9 protein-coding genes and 2 pseudogenes are annotated in these 8,823 nt (G+C 73.5%); 5 read left to right on the top strand and 6 right to left on the bottom strand.

What is annotated here, in order from left to right; all coding sequences use genetic code 11:
• Positions 1 to 89 precede the first annotated feature (89 nt).
• On the bottom strand, positions 90 to 656 hold the full coding sequence (locus ACWGL3_RS16040; protein WP_267950184.1) for a TetR/AcrR family transcriptional regulator: 567 nt from the start codon (positions 654 to 656) through the stop codon (positions 90 to 92).
• 246 nt (positions 657 to 902) lie between these two features.
• Positions 903 to 1,268, bottom strand: a complete 366-nt coding sequence (locus ACWGL3_RS16035) for a MerR family transcriptional regulator (RefSeq protein WP_267950185.1) — start codon at positions 1,266 to 1,268, stop codon at positions 903 to 905.
• Positions 1,269 to 1,363: 95 nt separating this feature from the next.
• Here ACWGL3_RS16035 and pip point away from each other — a divergent pair, with 95 nt between their 5' ends.
• Positions 1,364 to 2,308 carry a prolyl aminopeptidase gene (gene pip, locus ACWGL3_RS16030; RefSeq protein WP_267950186.1) on the top strand — a complete coding sequence of 315 codons (945 nt, stop codon included), beginning with the start codon at positions 1,364 to 1,366 and terminating at the stop codon, positions 2,306 to 2,308.
• Between the two features lie 64 nt (positions 2,309 to 2,372).
• Here the strand turns inward: pip and ACWGL3_RS16025 are convergent, their stop codons facing one another.
• Complete coding sequence (locus ACWGL3_RS16025) at positions 2,373 to 3,554, bottom strand: aminotransferase class V-fold PLP-dependent enzyme (protein WP_267950187.1); 1,182 nt, start codon at positions 3,552 to 3,554, stop codon at positions 2,373 to 2,375.
• A 193-nt stretch (positions 3,555 to 3,747) separates the two neighbouring features.
• On the opposite strand from ACWGL3_RS16025, the pseudogene ACWGL3_RS16020 reads away from it, so the two are divergent.
• Positions 3,748 to 4,736, top strand: a pseudogene (locus ACWGL3_RS16020) (adenosine deaminase).
• Between the two features lie 53 nt (positions 4,737 to 4,789).
• Here the strand turns inward: ACWGL3_RS16020 and ACWGL3_RS16015 are convergent.
• The 3 genes and pseudogenes from ACWGL3_RS16015 to ACWGL3_RS16005 form a co-directional block, all read right to left on the bottom strand.
• Positions 4,790 to 5,773, bottom strand: coding sequence for a DUF2332 domain-containing protein (locus tag ACWGL3_RS16015; protein WP_431061512.1), 984 nt, complete (start codon positions 5,771 to 5,773; stop codon positions 4,790 to 4,792).
• A gap of 83 nt (positions 5,774 to 5,856) precedes the next feature.
• Positions 5,857 to 6,216 (bottom strand): DJ-1/PfpI family protein, encoded by a 360-nt coding sequence (locus ACWGL3_RS16010; protein WP_452461464.1) that lies wholly within the window; start codon positions 6,214 to 6,216, stop codon positions 5,857 to 5,859.
• Between the two features lie 80 nt (positions 6,217 to 6,296).
• Positions 6,297 to 6,470, bottom strand: a pseudogene (locus ACWGL3_RS16005) (GlxA family transcriptional regulator); the annotation flags it as partial.
• Between the two features lie 133 nt (positions 6,471 to 6,603).
• Here ACWGL3_RS16005 and ACWGL3_RS16000 point away from each other — a divergent pair.
• From ACWGL3_RS16000 to soxR, 3 genes are all read left to right on the top strand, one after another.
• Entirely contained in the window at positions 6,604 to 7,368 is a 765-nt protein-coding gene (locus ACWGL3_RS16000; RefSeq protein WP_267950189.1) for an SDR family oxidoreductase, read from the top strand.
• A gap of 213 nt (positions 7,369 to 7,581) precedes the next feature.
• Complete coding sequence (locus tag ACWGL3_RS15995; protein WP_267950190.1) at positions 7,582 to 8,280, top strand: ATP-binding cassette domain-containing protein; 699 nt, start codon at positions 7,582 to 7,584, stop codon at positions 8,278 to 8,280.
• A gap of 41 nt (positions 8,281 to 8,321) precedes the next feature.
• Positions 8,322 to 8,795 carry a redox-sensitive transcriptional activator SoxR gene (soxR, locus tag ACWGL3_RS15990; protein ID WP_267950191.1) on the top strand — a complete coding sequence of 158 codons (474 nt, stop codon included), beginning with the start codon at positions 8,322 to 8,324 and terminating at the stop codon, positions 8,793 to 8,795.
• Positions 8,796 to 8,823 lie beyond the last annotated feature (28 nt).

Genomic DNA, 8,823 nt, shown 5'->3' with positions numbered 1-8,823 from the left:
ACCCAGGGGCGCCCCCGCGCGGGCAGGTGCGGCCGGGCGCACCGGGGGCCGACGGCGCCCGGCCCCGCACCCGGGGGGCCGGTGCGCGGTCAGGCCGCGCGGGCCCCGTCCAGGAACAGCGACACCAGGGCGGCGGCCGCCTCCTCGGGGGAACCCGGCGCCATGTCCACCGCCCTGGCCAGGTGCAGGAAGGCGTTGCACAGCAGAGCCGGGTCCCGGTCGGCGAGCTCGCCCTCGGCCACCGCCCGCGCCAGGCGCGCCGTCACCGGCTCCAGCAGCCTGCTCACGTACGCCTCGCGCAGCTCCTTCTCCGCATCCCCCTCCAGCTGGTCCAGGGAGTCGAACAGGTGCTGCTCGAAGGAGGAGGTGGCACCCGTGGGGTCGGCCACGGCGCCCACGATGACGGCCCGCAGCTGAGCGGCGAGCCCGCCCGGGGCGGCCAGCGACTCCTGCAGGCTGCGGCCGCGCCTGTCGATGAAGTCCAGGGCCACGAGCTTGTGCAGGGTCTCCTTGCCGCCGGGGAAGTGGTGGTAGAGCGTGGGCTTGCGCACGCCGACCTCGGTGGCCACGGCCTCCAGCGAGGTGCCGCGGTAGCCGCGGGCGGCGAAGTGGGCGGCGTAGACGGACATGGCCCTGGTCCGGGTGTCGCCGGTCATGGTGGGCTCCTCGCTGGTGGACGGCGGTGCGGACCGGGGCGCCGGCCCGCACCCGCGACTCTACCGACCAGTCGGTAGAGTCGCAAGCCGGGGACCTCCGCACCCCCGCGACCACCACCCCGGGAGGAAACCCCTCACCCCGCCCCCCACACGGGCGGATCCGCCCGCCGCGAGACCAGATCCACCCACCCCCGCTACCCCGACGGCGACGCACAGTACACGCGCCCAGCGGGCTTCAACCTCCCATCACGCCCCTACCAGGACGAACCCCTTCGCCCAGGACAGCCGCAACTCCTCCAGAGCCCCGCGCCGCGAACGCATCGCCTCCTCCTGCGCCCGCCACCACCCCCCGACCCGCGCCGCCGCCTCCGCACCGCCCAGATCCACCACCTGCGCCACCAGCGCCACCAGCGCCGAAGGCACCCCCAACCGGCGCAGCAGACCGATCCGCCGCGCCCGCTCCACCTGCCCCGGCGCATAGAACCAGTCCCCCACCCGGTCCGGCACCAGCAGCCCCGAACGCTCGTACAACCGCAACGCCTCGGGAGAGAGCCCCCCACGACGCGCGAACTCCCCCCGCGACAGCCCGCCCCGGACCCCTTCGGCAACCATGCGCGCCAGTGTGCCCCCTGCCCCAAGAGCACGGTCAACCCCGCACCGCCCTGTAGTAGAGTCCCCGGCCCACCCCTGCGACCGCGGAGACCCCCATGACCGCACCCACCCCCCACACCCAGGGCCTACTCCCCACCGCCGACGGACACCACCTGTACTGGCACGAGTACGGCAACCCCCGCGGCCACCCCGCCCTGGTCCTGCACGGCGGCCCCGGCAGCGGCTGCCACCCCGCCTACACCGACTTCTTCGACACCGACCGCTACCGCGTCATCATGCTCGACCAGCGCGGCAGCGGACGCTCCACCCCCAACGCCCGCCACACCACCACCGACCTGAGCACCAACACCACCCACCACCTCATCCACGACATCGAAGCCCTGCGCACCCACCACCGCCTCACCACCTGGCACGTCCTGGGTCTGTCCTGGGGCTGCACCCTGGGCCTGGCCTACGCCCAGGCCCACCCCGAACACGTCAGCGCCCTGATCCTGGCCGCGGTCACCAACACCACCGCCGCCGAGGTCCACTGGCTCACCCACGCCATGGGCCGCGTCTTCCCCGAGGAATGGGAACTCTTCCGCCACGGCGCCGGACCCGGCGCCGACCCCCACGACCTGTCCACCGCCTACGCACACCGCCTGGCCCACCCCGACCCCCAGGTACGCTTCGACGCCGCCCGCGCCTGGTGCCGCTGGGAGGACGTCCACGTCTCCACCGCCCCCGGCCACACCCCCCACCCCGCCTTCGCCGACCCCGCCTTCCGCATGACCTTCGCCCGCCTGGTCACCCACTACTGGTCCCACGCCGCCTTCCTCCCCGACGGGCAGCTCCAACGCGACGCCCACCGCCTGGCGGGCACCCCCGGGGCCATGGTCCACGGGCGCATGGACATCAGCGGACCCGCCGACATCGCCTACCGGCTCTCGCTCACCTGGACCGACGCCGACCTGGTGGTGGTCGAGGAAGCCGGACACGGAGCGGGCACCACCACCCTCAAAGCGGCGACCCGCGCCGCCACCGACCGGCTCGCCCCCTGACACCCCCGCCGCAGCGGCCGAGCGCCGGGCGGGGCGGCGCCTGAGGCGCCCCGCCCGGCAGGGCTCACCCCCGCCCCTGGCGCTCCTTCACCTCCCGCACCAACACCTCCACCTCCTCCTCGGTGTTGAAGTAGTGCACCGAGGCCCGCACCGCCTCGTCCACCCCCTCCCGCGGCTCCCACACCTGGTTCCACACCCGCGCCACACTCACGTTCACCCGGGCCCCCACCAGGTGCGCCCGCACATGCTCGGCCGGCACCCCCCGCACCGCGAACGTCACGATCCCCGACCGCACCGACCCCCGGTCCAGCACCCGCACCCCCGCCACCTGCCCCAACCGCTCCCGCGCGTACTCCGCCAGAGCCCCCACCCGCTCCCGGACCCGCTCCAACCCCAGCGCCACCGCGTAGTCCACCGCCACACCCAAACCGATCTGACCGGCCACACTGCGCTCGAAACTCTCAAAACGACGCGCATCGGCACGCACCCGGTACTCGCCCTCCCCCACCCAGTGCGCCGAGGACACATCCACCACCGCCGGCTCCACCAGGTCCGCACCCGCACGCGCGTACAGAAAACCCGTCCCCCGCGGCCCCCGCAGGAACTTGCGCCCCGTCCCCGTCAACAGATCGCACCCCAACCGCTCCACATCCAGATCCCACTGCCCCACCGACTGGCACGCATCCAACAGGAACACCGCCCCCGCAGCCCGGCACAGCGCCCCCACCTCCTGCACGGGGTTGACCAACCCGTTGTGCGTGGGCATGTGGTTCAACGCCACCAACCGCACCCCGCCCCGCCCCAGCTCCCGCTCCAACGCCCCCAGATCCACCACCCCCTCCGGGCCGTCCGGAACCACCTCCACCCGCACACCCCGCTCACGGGCCGCCTTGACCAGCCCCAACGCGTTACTGGGGTACTCGCTCGTGGTCGTCAGCACCCGGTCCCCCGCCTCCAGGCGCACCGCACCGAACCCCGCCTCCCACGCCCGCGTCGCACTCTCCACGAACGCCACCTCCTCCGGCCGCGCCCCCAGCATCCGCGCCACCGCCGTGTAGAACCCCTCCACCAGCCCCTCGGCGCGCTCGGCCGCCTCATAGCCGCCCACCCGCGCCTCCAACCGCAGGTGCCCCACCACCGCCTCCACCACCGGCACCGGCGGCAACGACGAACCCGCGTTGTTCAGATGCACCAGATCCGCGACCGCCGGGGTGTCCGCCCGCACCGCGCCCACATCGATTCCCATACACCGCCACCTTCCAGGAGGAGACCACCAACCCCCCGGAACCTACCCACCGCCCACCCCGCCCAGCGCACCGCAGCCACCCACAACACCCACACCCGATGTGGGCCACAACGCCCCCGCACACGACCCACCCACCCCCACCCATCAGCCACAATGACCACACACACCACACCCGCCACAAGAGAGCACCGCCATGCCCCTGCCCAAAGCCGAACTCCACCTCCACATCGAAGGCACCCTCGAACCCGAACTCGCCTTCACCCTCGCCCACCGCAACGGCATCACCCTGCCCCACCCCACCGTCCAGGACCTGCGCGCCGCCTACTCCTTCACCGACCTGCAGTCCTTCCTGAACCTCTACTACGAGCTCATGGACGTCCTGCGCACCGAAGCCGACTTCACCGACCTGGCCAACGCCTACCTCACCCGCGCCGCAGCCCAGGGCGTGCGCCACGCCGAGATCTTCTTCGACCCCCAGGCCCACACCAGCCGCGGCATCCCCCTGGACACCGTCGTCAACGGCCTGGCCGCCGCCCTGGACACCAGCCTGCGCGACCACGGCATCAGCACCGCCCTCATCCTGTGCTTCCTACGCGATCGCCCCGCCTCCGAAGCCCTTCACACCCTCCACCAGGCCCGCCCCCACCTGCACCGCATCAGCGCCGTGGGCCTGGACTCCGCCGAGGTCGGACACCCGCCCCAGAACTTCACCGCCGTCTTCGCCGCCGCCCGCGACCTGGGCCTGCGCTGCGTCGCCCACGCCGGAGAGGAAGGACCCCCCTCCTACATCTGGCAGGCCCTGAACCTCCTGCACGCCGAACGCATCGACCACGGCATCCGCGCCCTGGAGGACCCCGACCTGCTCGCCCACCTGGCCCGCACCCAGACCCCCCTCACCGTGTGCCCCCTGTCCAACGTGCGCCTGCGCGCCGTACCCACCCTCGCCCAACACCCCCTGCCCGCCCTCCTCGACGCCGGGCTCCTGGTCACCGTCAACTCCGACGACCCCTCCTACTTCGGCGGCTACGTCCACGACAACTACGAGGCCCTGCGCACCCACCTGGGCCTGGACGAGGCCACCCTGCGCCAACTCGCCCGCAACTCCTTCACCGCCTCCTTCCTGCCCCCGAACGCAAGAAGGCCCTCATCGCCGAAGTCGACGCCCACCCCGCCACCGGGTAGACACACCACAGGCCCCCTCCCCCAGGGGAGGGGGCCCCTCCACCGCCACCGCCTCACACCCAGGCCAGCGACTGCCCGTGCTCACCGGCATAGGCCACCACCCGCCCGTCCACCGCCACCGTGAAATCGGTCTCCACCACCGGCTCCGCGTTCTCCCACCCCGCGAACACCCGCCACCCCTCGTTCGCCACCCAGCGCCCCTCCAGGGCACCCACCACCCGCACGAACTCCTCCCGCCGCTCCTGCGACAGGTAGGCCAGCACCGCACTGTGGAACACCACCAGCGTCGCCCCCGCCGGGGCCAGGGCCGCCACCGCACCCACCCGCTCCACCAGGTCCCCCTCCACCAGCAGCGGCGGATCGGCCGCCACCACCGACGCCGCCCCGCGCAGCCGCGCACGCCGCCCCGCCTCCTCCCGCCCCGGCCACACCAGCGCCTCCAACCAGCGCACATCCTCCTCGGCGCCCGCATCCAACGGGTTCAGGTCCACCCCCGCCCGCCACACCACCCGCGGCACCCGCTCCGGAACCGGCACCCCGCCCGAGGTCGCACACTCCAACAGCACCGGGCTGCCCGCAGGGCCCACCTGCGCCCCGCCGTCGAAGGAGTACCGGTACCGGTCCGGATACAGGCACAGCCCCGCCGAGGCACCCACCTCCAACAGCGCCAACGGGCCCGGCACACCCGCCAGCACCGGCAGCAGCGCCGTACACCGGCGCACCTCGTTGGTCTGGGTGTGCCGCTCCATCACCACCCGCCGCACCTGCTCCCAGTGCCCCACCAGCCACGCCCGCCACGGCCCCCACCCCTGCACCGGCCCGCCCAGGTAGCGCACCGCCCCCAACAACAGGTTGGGCTGCCTCTTGTTGCCCCGCGGCAGGGACGCCACCAGACCCAGCACCTCCCCGTCCCGCGCCACCTCCTCACAGATCCGCGCATAGGCGGGGGAACCCCCCGCCGCACAGTGCCGGGCGAAACCGCGGTACCCGCGCGCAAGGCGCTCAAGGTCCGCTCCACCGTCCACAGCAGGGCCCACGGCCCACACCCACCTCTCACACCGGGGGAAGAAGACACCGAACCCCTACCCGCCCCCATACCGCACCGCCCCTGTGGCGCCCCTCACCCCCGCTCCCCCCACAGGAACCGCGAGTACGAGCGCGCCAGCGCCACCACCCCGGCCGGCGCGCTCTCCACCGACCCCGCGTCGAAGGGCGGGCACGGGTCGTAATCGGTGGCCAACTGCACCAGCTGCGCCGCCTGCAACCCCGCCAACCGCTCCGCCAGCGCCAACGCCATGTCGATCCCCGCCGACACCCCCGCCGCCGTCACGTACTTGCCCTCCCACACCACCCGCTCGCGCACGGGCACCGCACCCCAGCGCCCCAGCTCCTCCACCGCCGCCCAGTGCGTGGTCGCCCGCAACCCGTCCAGCACACCCGCCTCCGCCAACAGGAACGCCCCCGTGCACACCGACGCCACCCGCCCCGCACCCCCCGCGTGCCCTCACCCCCCGCCACCACCAGGGTGTCCACCCGCACCGCCCGCTCCAACGCCACCGACGGCGCCAACCCCAGACCGCTGGAGCAGACCACCGCGCCCCCGCCCAACGACGCCGTGCGCACCCGGTAGAACCCCTCGCGCACATACGAGGCCCCCGAGAACACCTCCAGCGGACCCGTCACGACCAGGCTCTGCACCCCGTCGAAGACGACCACCACCACCTCATGGACCATGCCCCCATCCTCACCGGCCCCCCGAGGCGGCCACAAGGTCGCACACCCCACCCTTCCTGCCACCACACCTTGACCTCAACCAAACTTCAGGTGCAAGCGTGGGGGCACACCCACCCACCCCGAGGAACCACCCGTGCACCTGATCACCACACCCACCGGCACCGTCGCACACCACGTCCTGACCACCCTGCTCACCCACGCCCACCCCGTCCGCGCCCTGACCCCCCACCCCCACCACCCCCGCATCCCCCACGGCACACCCACCGTCCGCGCCGACCTGCACGACCCCGCCACCTGGCCCGCCGCCCTGCACGGCGCCACCTCCGCCTTCCTCACCTGGCCCCACCCCACCCCCGACCACGCCGCCGACTTCATCACCGCCCTGGCCCACCACGCCCGCCACATCGTCTACCTCTCCTCAGCCACAGCCGACCCCCACGCCCCCGACCCCCGCGACAGCACCCACGGACACCTCGAGAACCTCATCACCCGCTCCGGCGCCCACTGGACCCTCCTGCGCCCCGGCACACCGGCCGCCACCACCCTGCGCTGGGCCCCCCGCATCCGCACCCACCGCACCGTCCACTCCACCCGCCCCCACCCGGCCCGCCCCCTCATCCACGAAGCAGACATCGCCGACGTCGCCGTCCACGCCCTCACCCACCCCGAACACCACCACGAGCGCACCCACCACCTCACCGGCCCCCACCACCACACCGAAGCCGAACAGGTCCGCATCCTCGCCCAGGTCCTGGACCTGACCCTGACCCACACCGCCCCCCACGACCCCGCCTCCGCCGAGCCCGAACCCGCCACCACCACCGTCGAAAAGGTCCTCCGCCGCCCCGCACGCTCCTACCGCCAATGGGTCGCCGACCACGCCACCGACTTCCGCTGACCCCCGCCCCACACGGCCCGCACCCACCACCGGGCGCGGGCCCACACCCCTGCCCACACCCACCACCGCCCCCGGGAACCAACCCGCCCCACCGCCCGTTCCACACACCGAACACCCACCCACGGAGACCAAGGACACGAACAGATAACGAGAACTCTCATGCGCCCAGGACAATCCCAGGCAGGTGACGACCACCCACACGAACGGACACCCGTGAGGCTCACCAACCGCGGAAAGCTGCGCCGCAGCCCCGCACACACCCCACCCACCACCCGACCCCTCCTCGAGTTCCACGACGTGTCCCTGCCCCCCGCCCACCCCCCGCTGCTGGACCACCTCGACCTCACCGTCCACCCCGGCGAACACGTCTCCCTCGTCGGCCTCACCCCCACCGCCACCACCGCCCTCACCCACCTGCTCACCCACCGCACCACCCCCACCCGCGGCCGCATCACCACCCACGCCCCCACCCACCTGCTCACCCCCACCCCCCACACCACCCTCGCCCAGACCATCACCGGCCACCCCGCCCCCGACCCCCACGACCCCCACCTCACCCACACCCTCACCACCGCCGGACTCGACCCCGCCCACCTGCACACCCCCCTCACCCGCCTCGACCCCGCACTGGCCACCCGCATCCACCAGGCCCGCACCCTCTACACCCGCCACACCGGCGCCCGCCTCTTCCTCCTGACCACCCCAGCACCACCCCCGCCCACCCCCACCCCCGACACCGCCCTGCTCTCCCTCACCGACCACCCCACCCACACCCGCACCGCCGACCGCATCCTCCTCCTGCGCAACGGACGCGTCACCGAAACCGGCACCCACCACCAACTCCTCGTCCGCGGCGGCGCCTACGCACGCCTGTACGCCCTCCACGGCGCCCACCGCACCCGCACCCCCTGACCCACGCACCCCACCACCACCCACGACCTAAGATGGGCACCGTGCCACCCATCACCAAGGAACTCACCGTCGGCCAGGTCGCCGAACGCGCCGGAGTCGCCGTCTCCGCCCTGCACTTCTACGAACGCCAAGGGCTCATCCACAGCCGCCGCACCAGCGGCAACCAGCGCCGCTACCGCCGCGACACCCTGCGCAGGGTCTCCTTCATCCGCATCTCCCAACGCGTCGGCATGCCCCTGGCCCGCATCCGCCAGGCCCTCGAAGCCCTCCCCGACAACCGCACCCCCACCCGCACCGACTGGGCCGCCGTCTCCGAACAGTGGCGCGACGAACTCGACACGCGCATCGCCCAGCTCATCCGCCTGCGCGACGACCTCACCGGCTGCATCGGCTGCGGCTGCCTGTCCCTGGACACCTGCACCCTGTCCAACCCCGACGACGAACTCGCCGCCGCGGGCCCCGGACCCCGCCGCCTCATGGTCCAGGCCCTCGCCCAGGACGCCGACGCCCTCTGAACCACCCGCGGCCCACCCCGCCGCACCC

The sequence above is a fragment of the Nocardiopsis sp. NPDC055824 genome, assembly GCF_053616335.1.
The sequence above is the reverse complement of the archived record's forward strand: the minus strand, read 5'-3'. Positions and strand labels throughout refer to the sequence as shown.

What these genes read in the sequence shown, in the direction of transcription:
- ACWGL3_RS16040 (WP_267950184.1), bottom strand. Translation starts at nt 656, where the DNA reads ATGACCGGCGACACCCGGACCAGGGCCATGTCCGTCTACGCCGCCCAC.
- ACWGL3_RS16035 (WP_267950185.1), bottom strand. Translation starts at nt 1,268, where the DNA reads ATGGTTGCCGAAGGGGTCCGGGGCGGGCTGTCGCGGGGGGAGTTCGCG.
- ACWGL3_RS16025 (WP_267950187.1), bottom strand. Translation starts at nt 3,554, where the DNA reads ATGGGAATCGATGTGGGCGCGGTGCGGGCGGACACCCCGGCGGTCGCG.
- pip (WP_267950186.1), top strand. Translation starts at nt 1,364, where the DNA reads ATGACCGCACCCACCCCCCACACCCAGGGCCTACTCCCCACCGCCGAC.